A 1,429-nucleotide genomic window follows, 5' to 3' on the forward strand; every position below is an offset into this window, starting at 1 on the left:
GTATCAGAAAGAACGAGCTTGCCAGAAGTTTGTGGCAAAGCGGCCCTGTATTGCGATCCGGAGGATATCAATGATATGCACGAAAAAATAAGTTACCTGTTAGCTAACCACAGTATAAGAAAATCGATGATTGAACCGGGTAGGCTCCAGGCAGCTAAATTTTCCTGGGAACAATCGGTTAATAAGCTTAATTTATTGGTAAATAAATTTATATAATGTTAAAGCAAAAATCAAGATTACAATGGATTGATAGTTTACGTGGTATAGCTGCTATAATGGTTGCTATATTGCATTTATGGTTATTAATGCGGGGTAATATTGCTAAATCAAATGAATCGGTTTCACGAATTGTGTCGTTTTTTATTTCAGATTTTTTTGACCTCGGTAAAATAGGAGTAGTAGTTTTCTTCTTGATAAGCGGTTATGTTATTCCTTACAGCCTGTACAAAGCCAGTAGTAAAGATTTTTTAATAAGCAGGTTCTTTAGATTATATCCGGCTTACTGGGTAGCTATAATTTGCTTTTGTTTAATAATGGGAATTGCTGATATTAAAAATACACTTATAAATATTACCATGCTTCAAAAGTTTGTTGGAGCCGAAGACCTGGTAGGTGTTTTCTGGACACTGCAGATCGAGTTGGTGTTTTACTTTGTTTGTTTGGTATTGCATTGGCTTAAACTTTTAAATAACGACAAGTTTTTAGTAAAGCTGTTTTACAGTTTACTTTCATTAACGCTTATTATGGCTTGGTTCAGGTATAAATTGGAGTTAAAATTACCAGTAGCTTTAATACTTGGCTTAGCGGTAATGTTTTTGGGCATGTTGTGGCGTAAAAATTCTTTAGAAAAAAGCATCTACGTAACCGGCAAAATTTTCAGACTGCTAATAATCACTTTAGTAGTGGCATTGGTCCCTATAACATTACTGGCTTACTCAAAAAACTATGGAAATAACGAAACCTGGTATAAATATTTTGTATCGTATTTAATGGCGCTTTTACTTTTTACGGCATTCTCTTATTATAAGTTTTCAGGTAAATTTTTAGTTTATTTAGGCACCATCAGTTATTCAATGTATCTGTTACACCCAATATTTGGAATGGAATTGCCTTTTAAGATATTTACTCCGGCATATTACGAAACACATAAATTGTTGTTTGTTGTTTTTTTCTGGACATTCTCTTTAATAGCATCTTCTTTATGCTACTACTTAATTGAAAAACCCAGTATCAGCATCGGAAAAAAACTTACGGGCATAAGTAACCAGCAAAAAAGCATTACCACTATATGAAAATTTTGATTGTAGATGAACTTTGTTATCCTCAATTAGGAGGGCAGCAGGTTCGATTTAAAGAATTAGCCGAAGAATGGGTAAAATTAGGTAATGAGGTCCAAATAGTCGCTATTGATCATATAGGGAATTTGCCG

2 protein-coding genes are annotated in these 1,429 nt (G+C 33.7%); both read left to right on the forward strand.

What is annotated here, in order from left to right:
* On the forward strand, positions 1-216 hold a 216-nt coding region (locus AC1DRQ_RS31525; protein WP_477430089.1), incomplete at its 5' end, for a hypothetical protein.
* Positions 216-1,292: an acyltransferase family protein gene (locus AC1DRQ_RS31530; protein WP_477430091.1), complete on the forward strand. Its 1,077-nt coding sequence runs from the start codon at positions 216-218 to the stop codon at positions 1,290-1,292. The genes AC1DRQ_RS31525 and AC1DRQ_RS31530, both read left to right, overlap by 1 nt.
* Positions 1,293-1,429 lie beyond the last annotated feature (137 nt).

It is taken from the genome of Mucilaginibacter sp. P4_E8 (assembly GCF_056401495.1).

Coding starts and splice junctions, on each gene's coding strand:
- AC1DRQ_RS31530 (WP_477430091.1), top strand. CDS start 216: ATGTTAAAGCAAAAATCAAGATTACAATGGATTGATAGTTTACGTGGT.